Consider the following 25,446-nt stretch of genomic DNA (forward strand, 5'->3'; position numbering starts at 1 on the left):
CCCCGTAAAATGCCTGATCATGACCTCGATCGACCCCGCAGAGCTGGAAGTCTGCCTGCGCGTGCTTGCCCAGGTCGAGGACCTGCCGGCGGAACACGACGACGCCGTGCGCGTCCGCCGGGCCACCGCGAAGATCTTCAAGGCCGCGAAGAAGTTCCGGAAGACCGAACGCAAGGCCGCCGTCACGGCCAACGACCGCGCCGTGACCGCGCTGACGGCCACCGGGTCGCCGGACCGCATCGACGACGAGACGCAGGGCCTCCCCCTCGTGTCGAACGCCGCCGGCGCCACGGCGGGCACGCTGCTGCGCGCGCGGTCCTGCTACACGTGCCGCAAGAGGTTTGTCGAGGTAGACGCCTTCTACCACAACCTCTGCCCCGAGTGCGCCGCGTTCAACCACGGCAAGCGCGACGCCCGCACGGACCTCACCGGCCGCAACGCCCTGCTGACCGGCGGGCGCGCGAAGATCGGCATGTACATCGCGCTGCGCCTGCTGCGTGACGGCGCGCACACCACGATCACCACCCGGTTCCCCAAGGACGCCGCGCGCCGGTTCGCCACGATGCCGGACGCCGCCGACTGGATCGACCGGCTCAAGATCGTCGGCATCGACCTGCGCGACCCGTCCCAGGTGCTGGCGCTGGCCGACGAGGTGGCGTCGCGCGGACCACTGGACGTGCTGATCAACAACGCCGCGCAGACCGTGCGGCGCTCCGCCAACGCCTACACGCCGCTGGCCCAGGCCGAGCACGACGAGCTGACCGGTGACGCCCGCCGTCCCGAGCTGATCTCGTTCGGCGGGCACGGGCAGCTGGCGTTGCCCGGCACGGCGGTGCCCGAGGCGCACTCGGTGACGACGCTGGCGCTGATGGCGGGCTCCAAGGACATCGACGCGGGCGGCCTCGTGCCGGACACCGCGCCGGTCAACTCGTGGATCCAGAACGTCGACGAGGTCGACCCGGTGGAGCTGCTGGAAGTGCAGCTGTGCAACTCGACGGCGCCGTTCCTGCTGATCTCGCGGCTGCGGTCGTCGATGGCGAAGTCCTCGTACCGCCGCAAGTACGTGGTGAACGTGTCGGCGATGGAAGGCCAGTTCTCCCGCGCCTACAAGGGTTCCGGGCACCCGCACACGAACATGGCGAAGGCCGCGCTGAACATGTTGACGCGCACCAGCGCCGAGGAGATGCTGCAGGCCGACGGCATCCTGATGACCGCCGTCGACACGGGCTGGATCACCGACGAGCGGCCGCACCCGATGAAGATGCGGCTCGCCGAGGAGGGCTTCCACGCCCCGCTGGACCTGGTCGACGGCGCGGCGCGGGTGTACGACCCGATCGTGCGCGGCGAGGCCGGCGAGGACCTGTACGGCTGCTTCCTTAAGGACTACGGCCCTTCCCCCTGGTGACGATTTGCCAGATACACGCGTCCGAGGTACCCGTCGGACGCACCCGAACGAGCCCTTTCGTCAGGTCAGAGGGTTATTTGAACACCTGTTCGAGTACTCATTTGTCATGAGGACTGTGTGGCGGGGAGCACTTCGGTTCGGGATGTCGACGATGACGGTGCGGCTGGTGTCGGCCGCCACCGAACATCGCAGCAAGGTGCACCTGGTGCACCGCGAGGACAGCGGCCGCGTGCGGCACCAACAGGTGTGCGGCGAGTGCTCGCTGCGGCTGACGCCGGAGGACATCGGGCGCGGCTACGAGCTGGACGACGGCCGGATCGTGCAGATCGATCCCGGCGATCTGCCGGCGCCGGAGGACGGCGTGATCGACGTGCAGCAGTTCGCGCCGCAGGTCGATCTGGACCCGGTCGCATTGCACCGCAGCTACTACGTGGAGCCGGACGACCTGGCCGTGCGGTCCTACGTGCTGCTGCGGGAGACGCTGGAGCGCACCAAGGCCGCGGCGATCGTGAAGTTCGCGTTGCGGGGCAAGGAAACGCTGGCGGCGCTGCGACCACAGCAGGGCGTCCTGGTGCTGCACACGCTGCTGTGGCCGGACGAGGTGCGGGAGCCGCACTTCGCGTTCCTGCACCGGGACACCGAGGTGCGGACCGGCGAACTGGCCGCCGCGGCGGCGCTGGTGCGGGCCCAAACACGTCCGTTCCGGCCGCACGACTATCCGAACACGCACCAGGAAGCGTTGCTGCATCTGGTGGAAGCGAACGTCTAGGCGTCGATGACACCTCGGCAGGAACTACCCCAGGGCGGAACGGGCTCGTGAACGGCCAACCGAGCTAACCGCATTCCCAACGGTTCGATCACTGGCTACTGTCCGGTCAGGACCGGCTATTGGGGACGGTCGCCTGGGGGCACCATCACGCTTCGGCGTGCTTGAGCCGTTGACCGACGCGGGCCAACGGCGGCGCGAGCCTGCCCTCAGCACATCTGGTTGCCTGGGGGCAAGCACATGGATTCGGGAAGCAGACCTGTCCAACGCTCACGCTGGAAGGCCGTCGGACTCACGTTCGCGCTGGTCACCGGCGTGGCGGCGGCTGTGGTGGCGGACGGCGGCTGGCAGCCGCCAGCGGCCCAGGACAAGCCGATCGACTACACCGACGTACCCGCGGTGGAACGCGAGACGACGAAACCCGCCTCTCCCGGCGCGGTGGCACAGGACTCGGACTGGCCCGGCGGTGGCGCGGCCACGATCAAAGCCGGAAAGAACACGCAGGTCGGAGGGCTGCCGGTCACGGTGTCCGGCGGCGCCTCCTCCTACCGGGTCGAGGTCCAGAACCAGGACACGACCGGCAAAGCCGGTGTCATCGGTGTCGTGCTGTCGGTGCAACCGGAGCGCGAACAGGACAACGAGCAGGACAAGAAGGTCGAGCTCGACTACTCGAGCTTCCGCAACGCCGTCGGCGGTGACTACGGCAACCGGCTGAGCCTCTCGACGCTTCCGGACTGCGCGCTGACGACGCCGGAGAAGCCGGACTGCCAGACGCGGCAACGCGTCCAGGCGACCAACAACGCCCGCTCGCACACGCTGACCGCGGCCCTGCCCGCCGGACGCCACGTGCTGGCCGTCGCCGCCGAGGGCGGCGGTCAGAACGGCACGTTCGAGGCGAGCGACCTCAAGCCGTCCGGCGAATGGTCGGTCACCGGTGCGACCGGCGCGTTCACCTGGTCCTACCCGATCTCCGTGCCGCCCACCGCGTCGGGCAGGGTCGCGCCGGGCATCAGCCTCGGCTACAACTCGGCCGCTGTGGACGGTCAGACGTCCTCGACGAACAACCAGGCGCCGTGGACGGGTGCGGGCTTCGGCTACACGCCGGGCTCGATCGAGCGCACCTACCGCGCCTGCTCCGACGACACGACGCTGCCGAAGGAGCAGCAGACCGGTGACTACTGCTGGGCCGGTCAGATCGTGTCGCTGAACCTCGGTGACGCCTCGGCCGAGCTCGTCTGGGACGCCGACAAGAAGATCTGGAAGGCGGCCAACGACACCGGCGCCCGCATCGAACGCAGGGAGGGCGCGGCCAACGGCGCCCACAAGGGCGAGCACTGGGTGGTCACCAAGGCCGACGGCACCTCCTTCTACTTCGGACTCAACAAGCTGCCCGGCAACACCGGGCAGGAGGAGACGAAGTCGGCGTTCACGACCAGGGTCTACGGCCCGAAGACGACCGACGAGTGCTACCAGACCGGAGGTTTCGCGAACGCCAAGTGCGACAACCTCGGCTGGCGCTGGAACCTGGACTACGTCGAGGACACCAACGGGAACGCCGCCGCGTACTACTACGCGCAGGAGAAGAACTTCTACGGCGCCAACAAGCAGACCACCGGCGTCGAGTACGTCCGTGGTGGACAGTTGCGGCGCATCGACTACGGCCTGCGCAAGATCAGCGGCTCGATCTACGGCCGGACGGTGCCGAGCCAGGTCGTGTTCGAGACGACCGAGCGTTGCGTGCCCGGTGCCGTTCCGTGCGAGGAGGGCCGCCGCAACAGCGCCAGCGCCGCGCAGTGGCCGGACGTGCCCACCGACCAGGAGTGCAAGTCGGGTGCGGTGTGCAACAACAACGCCCCGTCGTTCTGGACGACGAAGAAGCTGTCCGCCATCGTCACCTACTACGACATCGGCTCGGGTCCGGTGAAAGTGGACAGGTACGGGCTCAACCACACCTACCCCGTCGAGGGTGACCGGTCGTTGCAGCTCGACTCGATCGCGCACACGTCCTACGGAAAGAACGGCACGGAGCTCACCGCTCCTCCGGTGTCGTTCGACCGGCAGCTCAAGGACAACCGCGTGCTGGACCACGACAACAGGCCCGCGATGAAGCACTGGCGCATCACCAACATCAACACCGATGCGGGCATGCAGGTGCGGATCATCTACAGCGACCCGTCGTGCACCAAGGACACACTGCCGAGGGATCTCGCGCACAACAAGACGCTCTGCTACCCCGTCTACCAGGTGCCGCCGGCCAAGGAGAAGCCGGAGATCGACTACTTCCACAAGTACGTCGTGAAGCAGGTCGAGGTGCACGACCGCAGCATCCCGAACGCGCAGCCCAGGATCATGAGCTAGGCCTATCTCGGCGATCCCGCGTGGCACCGCGACGACCTGGAGCTGGTGAAGCCGGAACACCGCACCTACGGCCAGTTCCGCGGCTACCAGCAGGTCGAGGTCCGGCAGGGCAACACCACCCCGCGCAGCGAGGACGTGGCGGACAAGCGGACCTTGGTGCGCACCACGTACTTCCGCGGCATGGACGGCGACGTCCTGCCAGACGGGTCGAAGCGGGCGGCATCGGTGCCGGACTCGCAGGGCGGTTCCGTGCCGGACAACCCTCTGTTCACCGATCGCGAGCGCGAGGCGCAGACGTTCGAGGGAGAGAACGGCACCTGGATCTCGACCATGATCACGGACTACGCGCACTTCGCCACGCTCGCCAAGCGCGAGCGGAAGGACCTGCCGCCGCTGGAGGCGACCATCGTCAACACCAGCCAGGCCAGGGAGATCACCCGGCTGGAGGCGGGCGGCAAGCGAACGCTGACCACGGCGAGCCGCTACGACGACGCGGGCCGCATCACGGCGTCCAGCGAGACGGGTGACGACGTCGAACCGAAGTGCGTCACCAAGCGGTACGCCGACAACACCACGTCCTGGATCAGGGACAAGGTGAAGGAGGAGATCACGTCGAAGCAGGCGTGCCCGCCCCAGGACGTCGAGCCGACGTCGATCAGCAAGGCGACGCGCAACTACTTCGACGACTCCCCCACCCTCGGCGCGGTTCCCGGCGCGGGCAACCTGACCCGCACCGACTCCGCGACCGCGAACAGCGCCGACGTGCTGACCTGGGTGACCTCGGCGACCACGACCTACGACGGATCCGGTCGCAACCTCTCGGTCTCGGACGTGCTCAAGCGCACCACCCGGTACGCCTACACGCCCGCGGACGGCGGCGTCCTGTCCAAGATCGTCACGACGAACCCCAAGGGACAGAAGAAGACCGTCGAGAAGGACCCCGCCCAGGGCAAGGACCTCGTCCTCGTCGACGAGGGCGGCAGGCGCACCGACGCCGAGTACGACCCCGCCGGCCGGCTGACGAAGGTGTGGAAACCCGGTCAGGCGAAGGGCAGGACCGACCCGACGGAGGAGCACACCTACCTGGTGCGCACCGACGGACCCATGGCCGTCACCACGAAGACGCTCGTCGACACCGGCACGTCCACCAGCCGCAACACGAAGATCTCGCTGCTCGACGGGCTCGGCCAGCTGATCCAGGCCCAGGAGGAGACGCGGGGCGACCAGCGCATCGTGACCGACGTCGGCTACGACTCGCTCGGTCACAAGCGCAAGACCAACAACCGCTACCTGGTCGACGGGCCACCGAGCACCACGCTGATCCGGGTCGCGGACAGCGCCGTCGCCAACCGGACGCGGATCGACTACGACGGTTCCGGCCGGCAGACGGCCGAGGTGGCGATCTCGCACACCACGGAGACCGCGCGCAAGACGACCATCTACGCGGGCAACAGCACGACCGAGGTGCAGCCGGAGGGTGGTGTGACCACCACGAAGATCTTCGACGCACGCAAGCGCGTCGTGGAACTGCGCCAGCACACCACCACGCCGGGCCCGAACGCCACGGCGAAGTCCCTCGCCGGCACGTCCTTCGAAGCCACGAAGTACACCTTCACGACCGACGGCCGTGAGAAGACGATCGTGGCTCCCACCGGCAAGGAGTGGGGCTATGAGTACGACTTCGCCGGCAACCCGGTCAAGGAGTCCGATCCCGACGCGGGCGAGACCACGTCGAGGTACGACCTCGCGGGCCAGCTGACCTGGACCAGGGACGCGCGCGGCAACGTCGTCACGTTCGAGTACGACGAGCTGGGCCGCAAGACGGCCGAGTACCAGGGCGAGGGCGAGGGCCGCACGAAGCTCGCGGCGTGGACCTACGACGGCGCGACCAACGGTGTCGGCAAGCCGCACACCACCTCGCGGTTCACGCCGGAGGGGACGTACCGGACGGCGGTCCGGACGTACGACCCGATGGGCAACAAGAACGAGGAGTGGCTGGAGGTTCCCGCTTCCGTTCCCGGACTGGGTGGCCTGTACAAGACGATGTACAGCTACACGACCACCGGGCTGTTGACGGCGGCCACCCCGCACACGGCGGGCAGCCTGCCGGGTGAGGCGGTCAGCCTGACCTACGACAGGTTCGGCAAGGCCCAGACCATGGCCGGGTACAACACCTACGTCCACCGGGCGGAGTACACCGGGTTCCAGGAGGTCAAGAAGCTCTCGCTCGGGCCGGAGACCAACACCGCGGCGCTGAGCTACGACTACGACGACCAGACGCGTCTGGTCACCGGGGTCAACATGTCCGCGGTCAGGGCGAGCTCACCGCAGCTCGACGACCTCCGGTACAGCTACGACCCGGCGGGCAACCGCGTCCGCACCGTCAACACGCAGGGGCACGGCGACAGGGCGCCGGTGCGCACCGAGTGCTACGACTACGACACGCTCAACCGGCTCACGGACGCGTGGACGGCGACGGACAACTGCGCGGCGGTCCCGTCGCAGGCGGTAGTCGGTGGCCCGAACCCGTACTGGACCTCGTGGTCGTTCACCCCCGGTGGCCAGCGCGCCGCCGAGGTGCAGCACGCGAAGGCCGGCGACAGCGTCACCACCTACGAGTACAACCAGGCCAAGACCAGTGACGCCAAGGCGCACTCGGTGAAGTCCTCGTCCACGAAGAGTCCTTCGCTCGCGGGCACCCCCGGTCTCGCGGCCAAGGCCGCGGACAACACCTACGACTACGACGAGTTCGGCAACACCACCGGCCGGCCCGGTCCCACCGGGAGGCAGACGCTGAACTGGGACGAGCAGAACAGGCTGGCGTCGGTGCAGGCGGGCGGGGCCACCACCCGGTTCGTCTACGACGCCGACGGAGACCAGGTGCTGCGCAAGGATCCTGGCTCGTCGACGTTGTACCTGCCGATGCAGGAGCTGCGTTACGACAACGCGACGCAGAGGGTGACCGGCACGCGCTACTACAAGTTCAGCGACGTGCAGGTGGCCGTCCGGATCGGCGACGCGGACCCGATCTACTCGGTGTCGGACCCGCACTCCACCGCGACGGTGGCGGTGACCTCCGGCCAGTTCGCGGTGACCCGGCGCGAGTTCGACCCGTACGGCAAGCAGGTCGGCGCGGGCCAGGGCACCTGGCCGGACAACAGGGGATTCCTCAACGCACCGGTCAACCCCGGCATCGGGCTCGTGGACGTGGGCGCGCGCAAGTACGACCCGCAGCTGGGCCGGTTCATCAGCGTCGACCCGAAGATGGACACGGAGAACCCGCAGCAGCTCAACGCCTACACCTACGCCAACGACAACCCGGTGACCTACAGCGACCCGTCCGGCGAGTTCTTCGGCTGGATGATCGGGCTGATCGTCAGCCGCATGAAGTCGGCGTCCGTCAAGGCGAGCAACATCGTCACGACCAGGATGTACGACAAGGGCAAGAAGCGCCTCGGCGTGCCCAGCAACTACATCTACAAGTGGGCCAAGGAGACCGGCGTCGGCGACCTGTTCAGGGAGTTCCTGTGGTCGGACAAGAAGGAGGACCAGCCGATGGTCTACTACGCGAAGGACGGCGACAAGCTGTCGCGCGACCTCCTGACGTCCTCAGAGGCCGACCTCCGCACGAAGATCGAGGACCAGATGGAGAAGGGCATCAGGGGGCCGGACCACCCCGACTACTCGGCGATCGCGTGGCCGTCGCCCAGCGGGATCTCCGGGGCGTTCCAGGCAATGGACGACATGCTCAGGATGATGCACCAGTCGGTCGGCCTCCTCGACGACCCCAAGAACGTGCGAAGCTACCTCGGCGGCTTCGTCGGTGACTTCCAGGTGATGAACGTCAACAAGTACGACGCGACGGTGAAGGTGCTGGTGGGCAACGCCACGACCGTCGAGTCGGGCACGCGCAACCCGATCACCGGCACCGGAGGCTCGATGCTGCCGGCGATGCGGGCAGCGCAGCAGACGGCGTGGTTCGTCTGGCCACCGTCCCTCCTGGGTCCGACCACGGCCGGGGAACAGCAGAGCCAGTACCAGTTCATCGAAGTAACGCTGAAGATCTCGTGCACACACGGCAGCACCAACATTGTCGACGGTAGGCCCGTGCACACGGTGCACCGGAGATTCTGCTGACACAGCACCACGATCGCGGTGGCGGGCAGGTGCCCGCCACCGCGGTCCGTCCGAAGTGGAGAACCATGAACAACCAGCGCACCCGTGTCTTCTTCTGGGTCGCTCTGGCCGCCATGTGCGTGCAGACGGTCGTCGCGTGGGTGAGCCAGCCCGCCCGCGAGATGAACCAGGGGCACTACATGATCATCGCTTTGACGGCGATGGCGACGCTGGCGGTCAACGCGGTCACGATCAGCCTGCTGGCGTGGCAGATCAGCAAGAAGCACGGCCCGAACGGCATCACCGCACTGGTCGTCCTCCCTTCGTTGCTGTGGCACGGTTTCGCACTGCTCCCGGTGACCGGCCTCGCCAGCCGGGAGTTCCTGTTCTGGGTGAACGTGGTACCGGAGCCGACGTTCAACGTCGTCTACCACGCGGTGATGACCGCCGCGTTCGCCATCGTCTTCCTCGTCTCGTTCCTGCGTCGCAGAGCCGAGGTTCCACAGCAGGGCTGAGGCCTGCTGACTCATTCTGGGGGATCACCGAAGTGCACAGATCGACATTGGCCGCCCGCATGCGCGTGTGCGGCCCACTGGCGGCGTTGCTGCTCGTGGGCCTCGCCGTGCCGGTACAGGCACAGCCGAAGCCCACACCGCCGCCCGCGGCGCAGGAGACCGCGCTCGCCCAGGCGAAGCGCACCGGAAAACCGGTGGAACTCGCCGAGCACACCACCGAGACCTCGAAGGTCGAGGTGCAGGCGGACGGCTCGATGAAGCTCACCTCGTCCGCCCGTCCCGTCAGGGTGAAGCGCGACGGCAGGTGGCGTGACACCGACCTCACGCTCAAGGCCCGTCCGGACGGTTCGCTCGCCCCCGTCGCGTCCCCCGCCGACGTCGTGTTCGGCGGTGGCGGCACGGTGCCCGCGATCACGTTCGCCGACGGCGACCGCGCGATCTCCCTGAGCTGGCCGGGCGAACTGCCGAAACCGAAGGCGGACAAGGACTCCGCCGTCTACCCCGAGGTGCTTCCCGGAGTCGACCTGCGGGTCACCGCGGGGCTGAGCGGGTTCACCGAGGTGCTGGTGGTGAAGACCGCGGAGGCCGCCCGCAACCCGGCACTGGCCTCGCTGAAGCTCATCGCCCGGACCACGGGCATGACGCTGCGCACGGCCGCGGACGGCACGCTGTCCACTCTCGACAGTTCGGGCAAGCCCGTCTTCCACGGTTCGACACCGGTCATGTGGGACTCCCGCACGGAACCGGGTGGCGGCACGCCGACAGCCGCCGCTCCCGCCGGCAAGGTGACGAAGCTGTCCGTGACGCAGGCCGCGGCCAAAACCGCTGCCACCACCGACGTGACGATCGTGCCCGCGCCGGAGGCGTTGAAGGGCAAGGACGTCGTCTACCCGGTGTACCTCGACCCCGGTCTCTCCCGGTTCAAGGAGGCGTGGCTCGGCCTCACCGACAAGAACTGGCGGCAGTGGAACACCTCCTACCCCGCCCAGGTCGGCTTCTGCGACTGGGGCGCGCGGTGCGGGGAGACGTTCAGGTCGCGGTCGTTCTTCCGGTTCGACACCTCCGCCATCCAGTCCCGCAACGGGCACCGGGCGGTGCTGACCGGCGCGTCGGTGTACGCGCTGCAGACGCACAGCATCTGGAACGACTGCACCGCCGAACCGACCGACCTCTACTGGGGCGGCTGGTTCGACGGCAACACGAGCTGGCCCGGTCCCGAGGGCGGCTGGTCCGGCACCGGGTGGTCCGGCCGTGGCGACAACTGCCGTGACGGCGCGGGCACGGTCCGGTTCGACGCGGGCAACGCGGTGCAGAAGGCGATCAACGACAACTGGAACCTGCTGAACGTCTACCTGCGCGCGCCGGACGAGGGCAACAGGAACCAGTGGAAGAAGTTCGACCCGAACCCGACGCTCGAGGCGACGTTCAACTTCCCGCCCAACACCCCCGGCGGCCTCGGAGTCGTGGAAGCGGTCAGCTGTTACAGCAAGCTGACCTCGCCCACGGCCAGGCCCACGCTCGTCGCGACCGCCACGGACAACAACAACCCCCCGCTCGACCTCAGCATCGCCTTCGAGGTCTGGACGCCCGACGAGAAGACGCTGGTGCGCACCGGAAGTGCGACGATCCCGTCCAACGGGCGGGCGTCGTGGGCACCGGGCGAGGCGCTGCCGGAGGGTGACCTCAGGTTCCGGACCAGGGCCAGGAACCTCACCGGCGACGCGGCACCCGGCATCGAGTCCGGCTGGTCGGGCTGGCGGTCGTTCAGCGTGCGCGCCGCACCGGTCACCGGCTATCCGTGGGTCGTCGACGACTTCCGCATGGACTACCCCCGCGACAACTGGGGCCAGCAGAGCGGGTCTCCCGGCACCGTCACGCTCAGCCACTCCTGGGACAGCCCGTCGGACAAGAACGTCGTGGGGTTCAGCTACACCTTCAACGGCCCTGGTACCGAGACGGTGCCGGCCACGACGGACTGCGACTACGACCGCACGTTCGGCACCGCGGGCGGCTGGGTGTCCACCAGGGACGGCAACGCGACGATCCAGGTGCCGCCCGGGCTCTCTCCCGGTCACCACACGATCTACGCGAGGTCGTTCGACGACGCGCACAAGATGGGGCCGGAGGAGGGGCCGACCGAGATCTACGTGGCTCCGAGCACCGGTGGCGGCGTCACCCGCGTCGAGGGCGAGTCCCTGCAGGTCACCCAGCCCGCCGGCCAGAACGTGAGCACCGAGCAGCAGGACAGTTCCTGTTGCGACTTCAAGTGGTCCGGCAACAAGCAGATGGCGGTGTGGTTCACCGCGGCCGGGCAGAAGGCCGACTTCGTCTTCACCGTCCCGAACACCGGTGACCCCACCGGCGCGGAGTACCAGCTCGGCGCGGGCGCCACCAAGTCGTGGGACTACGGGCAGGTCCAGTACTACCTCGACGGCGAGGCCGTGGGGTACGACTTCAACGGCACGCCCAGTCCGATCAACTACTACGGGCAGACCACCATGCGCCGGCACGACGTGCTGGCTCACCGCAGGCTGACACCGGGCACCCACCGGCTCACCGTCGAGGTGAAGGCCACGTGGAGCCCCTGGGGACGCTTCGGGTTCGGGCTCGACTACCTCACCCTGTCGACGACGTCCCGGTACGAGGCCGAGAAACTGCCCGTCTCGCAGCCGCCGGGGCAGAACGCCGCCGTGGGTCTGCGCACGGACTACGCCTGCTGCTTCAACGACCAGATCTCGGGTGGCCTGGCCCAGCAGCTCACCGGCGGCTCGATCGGTCAGTCGTTCGACCTGGCGTTCCGCGTGCCGATCGAGGCCGACTACGCGCTCGCCGCGGTCATGATCAAGGAACCCGGCCAGGCCAGGGTCGAGATCCAGGTCGACGGGAAGACGGTCGCGCGCACCGGAGACGAACCGCACGACGGCTACGTGGAGGAGGGGAAGAACCGCGACTACTTCACGCTCGGCGGGCAGCACCTCGCCGCGGGAGAGCACAAGATCACGTTCAAGATCACCGGAAGGCATCCCGACGCGAAGTCCACGAACGTCGTCGTCGACTATCTCACCGCCGTACCGGTCAACAACGTGACCGCCGCGAGCTTCGAGGCGGCCATGAACAACGACGGAATCGGCGCCAGTGCCGCGAATCTCGACTTCGGCCAGGCAGGCCTGTCCGCCGCGAGCCTGGCGGCTGCCGGTCTCGCTCCCGGTCAGCAGAAGACGATCAACGGCGCGACCTTCACCATGCCGCCGCACAAGGCGGACGGCTCGGACAACGTCGTGGCGCTGGGTCAGCGGATCCCGCTGCCGCAGACGGGGAAGGCGTCCGCGATCGGACTGCTGGTGACCAGCACGTGCGGTGTCACGAAGACCGCGTCGGCCACGATCACCTACACCGACGGCACCACGCAGAACCAGGTGGTGCCCGAGATCGAGGACTGGGCCGGCGGCCAGGAGGAGGCCGCCGAGTTCGTGCTGCCGAGCCGGGTCGGCGGCGGCACCCAGATCAAGCCGCGGCTGCAGGTGGTGTTCGTGCACGCGAACCCGTCCAAGACGGCGCAGTCGGTCACGCTGCCCAACTACGGCACGTCCCTGATGCCGGGATGTCCGCAGGCGGCCCTGCACGTGCTCGCGATGGCGCCGCGGCCGGTGGACGCGGGCTGGGTCGGCACCTGGGCGGCCCCGTCGGACAAGCTGGTGACGCCGCCCGGCGGCACCGGGTTGAAGGACCGGACCGTGCGCACCGTCATCGACCCGTCGGTCACCGGGGCCTCGGTGCGGATCAAGTTGCAGAACCCCGGCACCTCGGAGCCGATGACCGTGGGCGCGGCGAGCGTCGGTGCGCAGTCCGGGACGGACACCGCGACCGTGGCCGCCCCGGTGGCGCTGAAGTTCGCCGGTGCCGCCTCCGTGGTCGTCCCCGCCGGCGGTGAGGTGCTGAGCGACGCCGTGGCGTTCCCCGCGGGAGGGACGGGCAAGCTCGTGGTCAGCACCTTCTTCACCACCGCGGTGACGAAGGCACCGGTACACGGCTTCACACCGTCGTTCCTGAACACCGGCGACAAGACCGCGGTCCAGGCGCACGGCGGCACCCAGATCGACGGGGTCTACTACCTCGCCGGGGTGCAGGTGCCCACGACGACCACCGGAGCGGGCACCGTGGTGGTGCTCGGCGACCAGTTCAGCGCGCACGCCGACAGCTGGGTGGACCGGCTGCCGGAGGCGTTGCGGCAGGAGGGCGACGCGGTGCCGGGCGGGCTGGTGAACGCCAGCCGGGCCGGAGTCGCGGGCAGCGGCCAGGTGCTGGGCATCTCGGCTCCCCCGGCGGGCTCCGGAGCGCCGACGATCGGCACCGCCGGGTGGACGCTGGACCGGGCCGCGGTCAGCCAGCCGAACGTGCGCACGGTGGTGATGGCGCTGGGCACCAACGACGTCCTCGCCGGTCGCAGCAGGGACGACATCGTGCGCGACGTGCGGGCGATGGTGCATCCGGCCAGCCCTGGTTCGCTGCGCAACGTCCGGCGGGCCGACGGTTCGCTCGTGCACGTCATCCTGGCCACGTTGCCGCCACTGGGACTGGGCGCGGACGACACGCGGGAGCAGGTGCGGCAGGACGTGAACTCCGCGCTGCGCAACGAGTACGTCAACCTCGGGGCGGACGGTGTGCTCGACATGGCGGGCATGGTGGCCGAACCCGGTGAGGACAACGTCATCGCGCCCGACCTGCTCACCGGCGGGGCGCCCAACGCCCGGTTCCACGAGAAGGTCGCCAGGGACGTCGCCATCGCGGTGACCGGCTTCCCGCCGCTCGAGCTGTAACCGCCGCCGATGAGGGGCCGTCCTCCACCTCGGGTGGGTGACGGCCCCTTGTCGTTCCGGACGGCGCATTACCATCGGTGCCCATGCTCGCCAGCCCGTCCGACCTCGTCGACCTGCTCGAGTGCGAGCACCGCAGCTTCCTCGCTCGTGACGAACGGCGTGGCGACCCCGCCGAACTGCACCAGCAGGCCGCTCAGACGGCAGCCGAGATGCGGTCCGGCGCGGACCTGGTCGAGAACGCCGTGTTCTTCGACGGGGTCTTCCACTGCACGGCTCAGACCCTCGTGCGCACCTCCGAGGGCTACGAGCCGTGCGACGAGGCCTCAGACGCCACTCCCCTGGCTGTGTTGTCGCTCGTCGCGGCCGCTGAGGCGCTGGGGGCCGCGCGGGCGCACCTGATCGTCGACGGGCGGCGGACGGCGTTCCGCGTCGCCGACTTCCTGCCTCTGCTGGGACGTCTCCGTACGCGGCTCGCGAAGCCCTCACCTGCGCCTCAGCGGTCGTGGGGGGACGTGCGGGCCGCGTGCAACGGGTGCCGGTTCGCTCGTCACTGCGCTTCTGGTCGTGAGGAGGCGCGGGACCTTTCGCTGGTGGCGGGTTTGAGGGCTGACCAGCGGCGGAAGCTAGTTTCGGTCGGCATTGACACGATCGACGCGCTTGCGGCGACCGAGGAACGGCCCGCCACGCTGTCGCCTGCCTCGTTCACGGCGTTGACCGCGCAGGCCCGGCTTCAGGTGCAGCAGGAACGGACCGGCGTGACGACCTACGAGGTCGTGGCGCCCGAGGCGTTGGCGAATCTGCCGGAGCCGGCCGAGGACGACGTGTTCCTGGAGGTCGACGGCGACACGTTCCGCACGCCGGGGTGGGAGGGGACGTTCGAGGAGTTCGTCGACCGGACGCCCGCCGGGACGGTCTACCACTTCACGCCGCACGATCTCGCCGGGCGGGCCGCGCGGACGGCGACGAAGGAGTCCGAAGTGGACGAGCTCGTGCGACGGTGCGTCGATCTCGGCGCGCTGACACGACGGGTGTTGCGGGTGTCCACTCGGGAGTACACGCTGCCGGCGCTGAAACCGTTGCTGGACGACGAGGTTCCCACTCGTGGTCTGCGGGATCTGTTGCACGCCATCAAGCTCGAGCGCGAGATCGAGACCGCGCCGCCGCAGGAGCAGGACGAGGCGGCTCGCGAGAAAGCGGCCGAGCGGGCGCGCAGGATGGCGGCGCTGACGGAGCCGTTGATCGCCGAGGGGCACGACCTGTTCGCGGCGACGGTCGGGTATCACCGGCGGGAGGCGAGTCCGGCGTGGGGTGACTACTTCCGGCAGGCGCTCGCGCCCATCTCCGACCTGGAGACCGACTCCAACTGCGCGGTGCCGATCACGCTCAAGGCCGAGGACTGGGTGCCGCCGGCCGGGCGGGTCCGGACGCACAAACGGCAGGTGCACGCGCGGATCGATCCGGAGCGGCCGCATCCGTTCGGCTCCGGGGAACAGGTTCGGCTGCTGTATCCCGGCAACGTCACACGCAACGCCGTGGTGGCGGACGACAACCCGTACGAGCTGGTGCTGACCGAGAGCAACTCGCAGGAGCATTCGGAGTTGCCGATCGCCGTGCTGCCGGGCAGTCCGGTGCCCGCGTCGCCGAAGGACGAGGCCGTCGCGGACCTGGCCGAGCAGGCCGTCGGCCTGTTGCCGCTGCTCCCCCGCAACCCCGGCATCGACCTGTTGCTGCGCACGCCGCCCGCGCAACCGTTGCCGCAGCACGACGACGTGGTGCAGGCCGTGATCAAGGCCGTTGACCAGCTCGATGGCGGAACCCTGGCCGTGCAGGGACCGCCCGGTGCCGGCAAGACGTATCTCGCGACCAAGCTCGTGCGGCACCTGATCGACAAGGGCAAGACCGTCGCGGTGACGTCGACGTCGCACAAGGCCGTCGAGAACGTGCTGTCCTCAGTGGATCCCGACATCCCGATGGCCAAGCGTTCCAAGGAGAAGAAGCCCGTAGAGGGCCTGCCGTGGGACCAGCCGAAGGACAACGGCGCGCTGGCCCGGTGGCGTGAAGAACACCCGCAGGGCCACCTGGTCGGCGGCACGGCCTGGACGTTCTCCAACGCCGTGATCAAGGCGCAGCCGTTCGACGTGATGATCATCGACGAGGCCGGGCAGTTCGCACTGGCCGACGCGGTGGCCGTGGCGACGGCGGCGCGCAACCTCGTGCTGCTGGGCGATCCGCAGCAACTGCCACAGGTCGTGCAGGGTGTGCACCCACCCGGTTCGGACGCCTCCGCGCTGGGCCATCTGCTCGGCGACGCGGACGTGATCCCCGCGCATCTGGGCTACTTCCTGGCCGAGACGCGGCGCATGCACCCGGCGGTCTGCCGTCCGGTGTCCGAACTTTCTTATGCCGGTCTGCTCCATTCGCACGAATCCGCCGCGCATCGGTCGATCTCCGGCATCGAGCCCGGGATCTACCTGCGCGAGGTCGATCACCGTCACAACATCACGTCGTCGGTCGAGGAAGCCGAAGCCGTGGTGGACACCGTGCGCGCGATCGTCGGTCGTACGTGGACGGACAACGGCAAAACGCGCGAACTGACCGATGCGGACATTCTCGTGGTGGCGCCCTACAACCTGCAGGTGCGGGTGATCCGGCGACGGCTGGCCGATGCGGGATTCGGCGAAACTCGGGTAGGCACCGTGGACCGCTTCCAGGGCCAGGAAGCACCCGCCGTCATCATGTCCATGACGTCGTCGTCCACCGTGGACCTGCCGCGTGGCCTGGACTTTCTTTTGTCACGCAACAGATTGAACGTGGCCCTGTCCCGTGCCCAGACGCTCGCCGTGATGATCTGCTCGCCACGGCTGCTGGACGCCGACGTGCGGGGCGTGGAGCAGATGAGACTCGTCGCGGGCACGATCGGCCTAACAGAAAACATGAGGATCTATCCGTGGTGACACCGTAGCGTTGTCATACGGTGACCTTTCGACCCCGCTCGGTTGCTAGCGTGGCCCGGTTCACCCGGTCGGGTGATTCAGATCATGAATGTGTGCTCGGCCCCGCCACGCATCAAAGCAAGAGCAGGAGAGATTCGTTGGCACGTAGAGTTCTCGGCGCGTTCGCGGTGACCGCCACCGCTGCACTCGCCACGTTGGCGCTGTCGACGCCTGCCAGCGCCCACACCCCGAAGTGGACGGCGTCCTGCGACGAGGGCGCCAAGGTCACCAAGGTGTCGGTCAACCTGACCCAGTACAACAAGAAGGCCAAGAACACCGTCACCGTCCTGGACGGTGAGACGAAGCTGCCGATCGAGAAGCCCGAGTTCCAGGAGTCCTTCTCGAAGGAGTGGAACAACCTCGACGCTTCGGTCAAGCACGTGTTCAAGCTCGTCGTGACGGCGTCGGACGGCTACAACTACACGGACACGAAGACCGTCGAGCCGTGCGTGAAGAAGGCGCCGCCGACCACGACGACCACGACGACGACCGCCACGAAGCCGGCGACCACGTCTCCGGAGGTGCCCTCGTCCTCCGAGGTCCCGCCGTCCACCACCCCGGCCGCTCCCGGCGGCAGCGCTCCGGAACCGCCCCTCGCGGCGACCGGCGCGTCCCCGATGTGGCTGCTGCTCTCGGGTCTGGGGCTCGTGGGCGCCGGTGCCGGCACCCTGCTGTTCCTGCGCCGTCGCAGCGCCTGAACCAGCTGAACTGAAAGCGGGGCGGTCCGAAGAGGACCGCCCCGCTTTTCGTTGCTAGAGGTCCAACTCGGTGGCCGGCCCGTGGCCCTCGCGGATGAACCACTCGGTGCCGAACGCGTGCGCGAACGTGGGCTCGTCCAGCGACAGGAAGAACGACTGCTCGGGGATCTGCGAGGCGTGCGCGCGCATCGCCGCGCGCTTCACCTCCAGGTACTTCGCGACATCGACGCCGACGTTGATCTCCGACTCCGATACCGCGTCCTCGCCGAGTGGCGGCGGTTCCTCGATCCCGGCGAGCCGGAACGCCTCGCGGAACTCCGATTCCCGCACCATCGCCTGGTAGACGGCCGGCGTGCCCGCGAGTTCCGCGGCGCGCATGCCCACCCGGTGCGTCTGGATGTGGTCCGGGTGGCCGTAGCCGCCGAAGCTGTCGTACGTGGTGAACACCTTCGCGTCCTCTTCGACGAGGATCGCCGCGAGCTTCTGGGCGGCCTCCTCGACGTCCGCGGTCCAGAACGACCCGGGCTGCCCGTTGAGCTCGTCGCCCATCATCCCGGAGTCGCGGTATCCCAGGAACTCCACGCGCGCGACGCCCAGCAGGTCCGCCGACGCGTGCGTCTCCACGACGCGGCGCTGCCAGAGTTCCTCGCCCTCGGCCAGGTCGTCCGGCACCTCCCCGGCCTCCCCGCGCGTCGCGACGACGAGCACGACCCGGTGTCCCTCCTCGAACGCCTTGCGCATCACGCCACCCGTGACGATGCACTCGTCGTCGGGGTGGGCGTGGAACGTCACCAATGTCGCCATGTCCGCGACGTTACCTGTGAATGGAACTTCGCCATTCCCCCGCGCCCCCACTGCTCCCTAAGGTGGGGAACAAACCCTCGGCCGCGGGGAGGACGCCGTGCGCGTGCTGTGCACAGTCGCGTTCTCGGCCGCCCACGCCAGGGCCACCCTGCCGCTGGTCGCGATGCTCACGTCACTCGGCCACGAGGTGCTGGTGGCGGGCCCTCCGTCGGTGCTGCGCGGCTTCGCGGACGAGCCGGTGCGGGTCGCCGCCGTATTCCCCGAGATCGCCGACCAGCTCGCGGACCTGTTGCAGGGCGAGGTGCTCACGCTCCCACCGGACTACGACCCGTTCTCCGACGAGATGATCGTCGAGTTCGCGGCGGGCCCGCACATCACCGCGGCCGTCCAGGCGCTGTTGCCGGTCGCCACCGAGTTCCGGCCCGAACTGGTGCTGCGCGGCGGAATCGAGTTCGCGGGCCTGCTCGTCGCCGAGCACCTGGGCGTGCCGCACGTGACCACGCCGACCGGTGTCGGCCAGTACATGGACCGCCTGACGCTGCTGAACGCTCTGAACGAACGCCGTGCGGAACTGCGCCGCCCGCTGCACGAGTCCCTCGACTCGGCGCACCGGTACGGCCGGTTGGACGCGGTCCCGCCGGGCTACTCGTTCGCCCGCCAGCCGATGCCGCCCGCGTTCGCCTTCCAGCAGCCGTCGCACCACAGTGCCGGGGAACGCCTGCCGCAGTGGCTGGCGGACCTGGACCCGTCGCGGCCGCTGGTGGTGGCCTCGACCTCCACCTCGGGCGGGGTGTTCGAGTCCGAGTCGTCGGCGGAGCTGTTCGACTTCGACGCGCTGCCCCCGCAGGCCCTGGACCGCTCGCCGCTGGCCCACCTGGAGGCGATGGTGGCCGGACTGTCCTCTGTGGAGTGCGAGGCGGTGGTGCTGACCGGCGGGCTGCCGGTGGAGGCCACGGCGGCGCACGTGCACCTGGTCGAGTCGCTGCCTCAGGCGTTGCTGTTGCAGAGCGCGGACCTGCTGGTGTCGCACGGCGGGTACAACTCCGTTCGCGAGGCGATGCGGGCCGGGGTGCCGTCGGCCGTGCTGCCGGTCCTGCACGACCAGATGCACAACGCTCATCGGGTCAGCGATCTCCAGCTGGGTGTGCGGGTGCACGACTTCAGCTCCGACGCGGTCGCTCAGGCCTGTCAGCGGGCGCTGACGGACGACGGGATCCGGGCGGGCGTGCGGCGGGCGCAACGGCACGTGCTCGGGCTGCCGTCGATCCGGGACGTCGCCGACTACCTGGAACGGATCGTGCACCGCAACCGGAAGCTCGTGCGGATGTGAAAGGGCGGCGCCTCCCCCAGCTCTCCGGGATGGAAGGCGCCGCCCCTCGGCGAACTCGTGGAGCTATCGCAGGGTCAGGTTCCAGGAGTTGATGTACCCGGTGTCACCGGTGTACACGTCCTGGACCCGCAGCTTCCACGTGCCCGCCGCGACCTCGGACGAGGCGTTGACCGTGTAGGTCGCCACCACGTTGTCGGCACTGTCCGAAGTGGACGAGTTCTTCAGCCGGTAGGCGGTGCCGTCCGGCGCGATCAGGTCGATCACCAGGTCACCGCGGTAGGTGTGGACGATGTCCACGCCGACCTTGGTGGCCGAGGAGGCGTTGCCCGTCACCGTGGAGGTGATGGACGACGTCACAGCGGCACCGCGGTCCGCGATGGCGACGTCGGTCGTGTTCTCCAGGCCACCGGACGGCGGCGGAGTCGTGTCGACGGCGGCCACGGTCTTGGCGGCATCCGCGAGGCCCGCGCCACAGCCACCGGAGCAGGTTCCGGGGAGCGGACGGGAGTTCGTCTTGATCAGGTCCTTGACCTGGGCCGGCGTGAGCGACGGCTTCTTGGCCACGAGCAGTGCCGCGAGGCCCGCGATGTGCGGGGCGGCCATCGACGTGCCCTGGTAGGGCTTGTAGTTCTCGGCACCGGGGGTGGTGGCGCCGGCGTTCAGCGTCGACCAGATGCCGTTCTCCGGCGTGGTGATGGTGCCGGGGGTGTCGGTGCCGCGACGGGTCTCGCCACCGGGAGCCGCGATGTCGATGCGGGTGCCGAAGTTCGAGTAGAACGCCTTGTTGCCCTCACGGCCGGTCGCCGCGACGGTGATGACACCGGAGCAGTTCGCCGGGGTGAAGTTGGCGGCGTTGGCGTTCGAGTTGCCGGCCGCGACGACGACCGTGGTGCCGCGGTTGATGGCGCCGTTGATCGCGTTCTGGTAGGTAGTCGAGCAGGACGACTGACCGCCCAGCGACATGTTGATGACCTTGGCGACGTTGGCGTTCGCGGGGATGCCGCTCACCGTGCCGCCGGACGCCCAGGTGATCGCGTCGGCGATGTCCGAGGTGGCGCCACCGCACTTGGCGAGCACGCGCAACGGCTGGATCTTGGCGTCGTAGGCGATGCCCGCGATGCCCTTGCCGTTGTTCGTGGCCGCGGCGATCGTGCCGGCGACGTGCGTGCCGTGCCAGGACGAACCCTGGTCGGCGGGCGGAACGGGCTGGCCGTTCGCGTCGGTGCCGCACTCACCGCGTGCGGTCCAGTCGCCCTCGTCGGCCGGGTTAGAGTCGCGGCCGTTGTTGTCACGGGCACGCGCCGAGTCGGAGACGAAGTCGTACCCCGCGACGACCTTGGACGCCAGATCGCTGTGCGCGACGTAGCCGGTGTCGATGACCGCGACGGTCACACCGGAGCCGGTCGTGCTGGACCACGCGCCGGGCACGTTCATGCCCGCGGTGGCCTCGAACAGGTCCCACTGCCGGGAGTACTCGGTGTCGTTCGGGTCGGCGAACGGCTGCATCAGCAGGTCCGGCTCGACGTAGGCGACCTTCGGGTCGTTCTTGAACGCCTGGATGGTGTTGTCGGCGTTCGTGGTCTTCGCGCCGAGGTCGACGACGACCGCGCCACTCGCCGTGCGGCGGTGCAGGGACTTGCCCTTCTTGCGGGCGTCGTCCGAGGCAGCGGTGTCGGACGAGGCTTCGGCGGTGCCGGGCTTGTAGCCGACGATCAGCCGCTCGAAGGGACGGTTCACCTGGGTCGAGTCCGGCTGGGACTGGATCTGGCTTGGAGCTGCGCTGACGGGTGAGGCAACGCTGAACACGGCGGCGGAAACTGCCGCGGCGCACAGGGTCGTGCGTCGCAATCCGTTCACGTGAGGTCCTTCCACGCAGGGCCTTCGCGTGCCGTTGAGGGCGTCAGTGTTCTGAACCGGCTGCGGAGGTGGGGGGACCGTAAGCCGGGTCACACCTGCGAAAACAGGTCTAGCGGAGGCCGTTTAACGACACTGGCGTGTTCACGACAGGGGTACTGCTCTGAATGGCGCACAATGTGGCCGTGTTGGGACACCTGGGCGTCAACGCGGAACAGACCGCTGTTTACGAGCTTCTGGTAACGGGCGGCAGCCGCACGACCGACGAGATCGGCGTCTCGGCCGCCCTGCTGGAGTCGATGCGGGAGCTCGGCATGGTCCGGCACCTGCCCGGCGACGTGTGGCAGGCCGTCCCGCCCGACCTCGCCGTGGAGGCGCTGATCGCCGCCCGCGAGGAGGCCAACCGCCGGGCCCGCGCGGACGTCGGCCCGTTGATGGAGCTGTACCTGCGCAACCGCGACGAGGAGCTGGCGGACAACGCGTTCGTCGAGGTGGTGTCCGGAAAGGACGCTGTGCGCGATCTGTGGCGCACCCTGCTGGGCGGCGCGCGCGAGGAGGTCTGCGTCCTGGACCAGCCGCCGTACCTGTCGCCGCAGGAGGAACACGCCGAGCTCGAGGACTCGACGCGGCAGCGGGACGTGCAGTGGCGCGTGGTCTACGACAGGTCCGCCGTCGACCTGCCCGGCCGCGTCACCGAGATCATCGAACTGGTCGCGGCCGGCGAACGGGCCCGCGTCACGCCGACGCTGCCGTTCAAGCTCGCCGTGATCGACGCGCACGCGGCCGTGCTGCCGGTGGCGTCCGGCGACGTGATCGACAAGGTCCTGCTGATCCGGCCGTCCGCGCTGCTGGACGTGCTGCGGTCGACGTTCGAGCTGTACTGGGACAAGGGAATCCCGTTCAGCCCCGGCGGCATCTACGCGGCGGCGGCCGACGTGGACCCGAACCTGCTCGGCCTGCTCGCCGCCGGGCTGACCGACGAGTCGATCGCGCGGCAGCTCGGGCTCGCGCCGCGGACCGTGCAACGGCGGGTGCGGCAGCTGATGGACCGGTGCGGGGCGCAGACGCGGTTCCAGGCAGGCGTTCAGGCCATGCGGCGAGGCTGGCTGTAACCGACGCAACCTCCGGTGATCTTGCGGCGTCTTCACCCACAGCAAGCAGGTTCTCACCAGGGGGATTCAACAATGCGCATGCGCAAGGTGATGGCGGCTGCCCTGACGGGCCTCGCACTGATCGGTCTCGCGGGCACGGCGACGGCGTCGGCATCGGGTTCTGGGGACCTCGTGTGGCCGCCGAAGGACGTCACGCCGGTCCACAAGACCAAGGCAGAACTGCAGAAGCAGGCGGACGCGTTCACCGCCCAGCAGCAGCGGACCTACCCGCGGGCCTTCCGCGGCGCGCAGAACGTCTCGTCCGGCAACTGGGGTGGCGAGGCCGAGGGCGTGTTCGACGACATGCAGTACATGGGCAACACGGTGAGCTTCACCTACAAGGGCCAGAACGTCACGACGTACACGCAGGTCAACGCTCCGGGCCAGCACACGTTGTCGCCGAAGGAGTACTGCGAGCAGCTCGCCACGTGCACCGGCCAGGTCAGCGACCACCGGGGCGGTCTGACCGTGTTCGCCAAGAACGAGCAGTTCGGCATCACGTCGGCGCGGAACTTCCGCCGCAACGGTGAGGTCGTCTGGGTCCAGGCCTGGACCCAGGGCATCGACGCGCAGCTGGCGGCTCTGGCCTCCGACCGCGCGTACACGTTCACGAGGTAGTTCCTGAGAGAGCGGGCGCTTCCGGTCATGGAGTCACCGGAAGCGCCCGCTCGATCAGCTGGCGACCTTGCGCGCGGCCACCAGCTGCCCGTCCGCGAACCCCTCCACGCGCACCTCGCGCCCGGTCGCGGTCAACGTCGCGGTGTGCGCGCCGTCGGTCACGTCCAGCGAGGTGGCGGGGCGGCCATCGACGTAGACGTCCACCCGGTCGAGGTTCACGGTGTCCAGTGAGACGGTCGTTCCCTCGACCGCCACTCCGAGCCGCCGCACCGGCAGCGCCTTCAACAGCTCTCCCGCCCGTGCGAGCAGATCCACGTTGCCCTGCAACAGGTCCGCGCGCGTGACCTTGTGCTGGTGCGTCGGGCGCACACCCAGGTCCTCCACCGGCGTGCCGGCGAGCTTGCCGACGCGCAGCGTGCGGCGGATCGACACGCGCATGTTCGCCTTGTTGGGCAACGACTTGTACGGCGACTCGGCGTCGCCCGGCGCCGGGATCGTCAACAACGTCTTCAGAAGGCCGTGCGTCCACACGTTCGCGCCGCCCGCGCCGGTGTTGTCGTCCACGCCGAGGATCGGGCCCAGTTCGTGGTCGGCCCAGCCCGCGGCGAAGATGTCCGTGGCCGAGTAGCACCGCGCGTCGGTGATCAGCAGGACCGGGCCGTGGTAGGTCTGGCCCACCGCGTTCGCCCCGTCGACCGGCGTGATCGTGTGCGAGCAGGAGAACGCCTGGCCCGTCTCGGTCGAGCTGTCGAGCGACGGGAACCACGGGCCGAGGTCGATCTGGCCGGTCGGGTCCTCCGCGTGCCGTCGGCAGATCCGCAGGTTCAGCGGCGTGCTCAGGAACTGCACGGGCTCCGGCTGCACGGGCCTCGGCGTCATCGTCTGCAGCAGGAACTCCGAGGCGAAGATGTGGCCGCCACCGTTGTCGCGGACGTCGACGATGAGTCCGTTCTGCGGCAGCAGGTTCGCGAGCCGGACGAACTCGGCGAGGAACGCCTGCGGGTCGTCGACGCTGAACGTGAAGATCCTCAGGTGCCCGAACGTGCCGGACGGCGTGGCGACCGGACGCGCCCGGAACACGCCGGGCATCGTCGTCGCGACGTCCTGGGACGCCATCGCGACCGCGCCACCGGCGGCCTCGGCCTGCACGACCTTGGGCGCGTGCAACAACTTCTTGGCGCGCGCCTTCTCGTCGGAGTCCAGGTCGACGCCCTGGGCGGCCGCGGCGGGGCTCAGCGCGTCGACGTCGGTCATCGGAGGGAGGTTCTCCGTGACCTGCCAGTCGACCCGGACGTCCTCGGCGGCGCCCGCCTCGGTGCGGAAGGTGACGACCACCCAGTCCTCGTCGGGCGGTAGCTGGATCACCAAGGGGCGCAACGTGAGCGACTCGAGGCCGCGGGCCAGGTTCGCGGCGGTGTTGCTGCCGGCGAAGATCGCGCCGTTCAACGCCACCGCGCGGCCGATCCGCGTGCCGTTCCAGTGCGTCACCTCGGCACCGGCCGGGATGTCGTCGAAGCCGGCGACCGTGCGGGCGACGAGGTACTGCTCGGTGCCGTCGGCGGCGAAACAGCGTTCCAGCTGGAACGGCAGGAAGGCGATCCTGCCCGCGAACGGCGCGGGCAGCAGGTAGTTCGTGTGCAGGTCGCGCACCGAGTGGAAGGTGCTCGACAGCTCGCGGTGGAACTGCCACTCGGCCTCGGCCGTGGCGTCGGTCTGCCGTTCGAGTCTGGCTCGGAGAACCCTGAGTCTTTGTACGGGGTTCACCGCGTGCATGGCGACCTTGAGGGGCAGGTGCGCGTAATTCTGCTCCAGCAGGATCAGCGCCTGGTCGACGATGAGCTTGCGCTGCGCCAGGGTGAGGGTGCCGGCCGTCGCGAGGAACTCGGCGAGTCCGACGGAGTTTGCGACGTTCGGGTGAGCGGTTGTGGTCATGGTGGGGCCTCCTTGTCCAGTAGAGGCTTTCCAGGGCGTCTGGATACACCTGTTTCACCCGTTCGGCCGCTAACTGGAGCAGTTTTCAG

General features: G+C 69.1%; 14 protein-coding genes. 11 read left to right on the forward strand and 3 right to left on the reverse strand.

The window, feature by feature from the left end; translation table 11 throughout:
* The first annotated feature begins 19 nt into the window (after nucleotides 1-19).
* From OG205_RS18805 to OG205_RS18840, 8 genes are all read left to right on the forward strand, one after another.
* On the forward strand, nucleotides 20-1,405 hold the full coding sequence (locus OG205_RS18805) for an SDR family NAD(P)-dependent oxidoreductase (RefSeq protein WP_330277530.1): 1,386 nt from the start codon (nucleotides 20-22) through the stop codon (nucleotides 1,403-1,405).
* 106 nt (nucleotides 1,406-1,511) lie between these two features.
* A complete protein-coding gene (gene ku, locus OG205_RS18810) occupies nucleotides 1,512-2,174 on the forward strand; it encodes a non-homologous end joining protein Ku (RefSeq protein ID WP_330277531.1) in 663 nt (220 codons plus the stop codon).
* A gap of 237 nt (nucleotides 2,175-2,411) precedes the next feature.
* Nucleotides 2,412-4,529, forward strand: a complete 2,118-nt coding sequence (locus OG205_RS18815) for a hypothetical protein (RefSeq protein ID WP_330277532.1) — start codon at nucleotides 2,412-2,414, stop codon at nucleotides 4,527-4,529.
* A 45-nt stretch (nucleotides 4,530-4,574) separates the two neighbouring features.
* Nucleotides 4,575-8,666 (forward strand): RHS repeat domain-containing protein, encoded by a 4,092-nt coding sequence (locus OG205_RS18820; protein ID WP_330277533.1) that lies wholly within the window; start codon nucleotides 4,575-4,577, stop codon nucleotides 8,664-8,666.
* 65 nt (nucleotides 8,667-8,731) lie between these two features.
* Nucleotides 8,732-9,160, forward strand: a complete 429-nt coding sequence (locus OG205_RS18825) for a hypothetical protein (protein WP_330277534.1) — start codon at nucleotides 8,732-8,734, stop codon at nucleotides 9,158-9,160.
* A gap of 32 nt (nucleotides 9,161-9,192) precedes the next feature.
* Nucleotides 9,193-13,977, forward strand: coding sequence for an SGNH/GDSL hydrolase family protein (locus OG205_RS18830; RefSeq protein ID WP_330277535.1), 4,785 nt, complete (start codon nucleotides 9,193-9,195; stop codon nucleotides 13,975-13,977).
* 83 nt (nucleotides 13,978-14,060) lie between these two features.
* Nucleotides 14,061-16,931, forward strand: a complete 2,871-nt coding sequence (locus tag OG205_RS18835) for a bifunctional RecB family nuclease/DEAD/DEAH box helicase (protein ID WP_330277536.1) — start codon at nucleotides 14,061-14,063, stop codon at nucleotides 16,929-16,931.
* A 137-nt stretch (nucleotides 16,932-17,068) separates the two neighbouring features.
* Nucleotides 17,069-17,668, forward strand: a complete 600-nt coding sequence (locus tag OG205_RS18840; RefSeq protein WP_330277537.1) for an LPXTG cell wall anchor domain-containing protein — start codon at nucleotides 17,069-17,071, stop codon at nucleotides 17,666-17,668.
* Between the two features lie 54 nt (nucleotides 17,669-17,722).
* Here the strand turns inward: OG205_RS18840 and OG205_RS18845 are convergent, their stop codons facing one another.
* The gene (locus OG205_RS18845) at nucleotides 17,723-18,472 is read right to left on the reverse strand and encodes a PIG-L family deacetylase (protein ID WP_330277538.1); all 750 of its coding nucleotides are present in this window, start codon (nucleotides 18,470-18,472) and stop codon (nucleotides 17,723-17,725) included.
* 97 nt (nucleotides 18,473-18,569) lie between these two features.
* Here OG205_RS18845 and OG205_RS18850 point away from each other — a divergent pair, with 97 nt between their 5' ends.
* Nucleotides 18,570-19,802: a glycosyltransferase gene (locus OG205_RS18850; protein WP_330277539.1), complete on the forward strand. Its 1,233-nt coding sequence runs from the start codon at nucleotides 18,570-18,572 to the stop codon at nucleotides 19,800-19,802.
* A gap of 63 nt (nucleotides 19,803-19,865) precedes the next feature.
* Here OG205_RS18850 and OG205_RS18855 read toward each other — a convergent pair whose 3' ends face one another.
* Nucleotides 19,866-21,659: a S8 family serine peptidase gene (locus tag OG205_RS18855; RefSeq protein ID WP_330277540.1), complete on the reverse strand. Its 1,794-nt coding sequence runs from the start codon at nucleotides 21,657-21,659 to the stop codon at nucleotides 19,866-19,868.
* A 182-nt stretch (nucleotides 21,660-21,841) separates the two neighbouring features.
* Here OG205_RS18855 and OG205_RS18860 point away from each other — a divergent pair, with 182 nt between their 5' ends.
* Together OG205_RS18860 and OG205_RS18865 are read left to right on the forward strand one after the other, a co-directional pair.
* A complete protein-coding gene (locus tag OG205_RS18860) occupies nucleotides 21,842-22,768 on the forward strand; it encodes a LuxR C-terminal-related transcriptional regulator (RefSeq protein ID WP_330277541.1) in 927 nt (308 codons plus the stop codon).
* Between the two features lie 72 nt (nucleotides 22,769-22,840).
* Complete coding sequence (locus OG205_RS18865; RefSeq protein ID WP_330277542.1) at nucleotides 22,841-23,425, forward strand: hypothetical protein; 585 nt, start codon at nucleotides 22,841-22,843, stop codon at nucleotides 23,423-23,425.
* Between the two features lie 54 nt (nucleotides 23,426-23,479).
* Here the strand turns inward: OG205_RS18865 and OG205_RS18870 are convergent, their stop codons facing one another.
* On the reverse strand, nucleotides 23,480-25,357 hold the full coding sequence (locus OG205_RS18870; protein ID WP_330277543.1) for a S41 family peptidase: 1,878 nt from the start codon (nucleotides 25,355-25,357) through the stop codon (nucleotides 23,480-23,482).
* Nucleotides 25,358-25,446 lie beyond the last annotated feature (89 nt).

Origin of the sequence: Lentzea sp. NBC_00516 (genome assembly GCF_036346835.1) — a bacterium.
Classification (GTDB): domain Bacteria; phylum Actinomycetota; class Actinomycetes; order Mycobacteriales; family Pseudonocardiaceae; genus Lentzea; species Lentzea sokolovensis.